Here is a 229-nt window from a genome sequence, read left to right on the forward strand (position 1 = left end):
TGTCAATATTTAGGTGTTCCATATGCTAACTGTACTGTTACTGGTTATGTACGTGATATTTGGGAACAACGTCATTCTAACGGAACACTTAAATATTTTGATGAAGTTTCTACAATGGAAGTTGGAGACATCGTTGTATTTAAACCAGAAGGTGGAACACCTGAATCACACATTGCAATCTTTGCAGGAGACGCTGGTGGTGGTTATGGTTGGTTCTATGGTCAAAACC

1 protein-coding gene is annotated in these 229 nt (G+C 38.9%); it reads left to right on the plus strand.

Translation table 11 applies throughout. The annotated features are described in order from the left end of the window. The coding region (locus tag A3761_RS26570; RefSeq protein WP_197472713.1) for a hypothetical protein at positions 1-229 on the plus strand (229 nt) is incomplete at both ends.

Source organism: Oleiphilus sp. HI0123 (genome assembly GCF_001635315.1).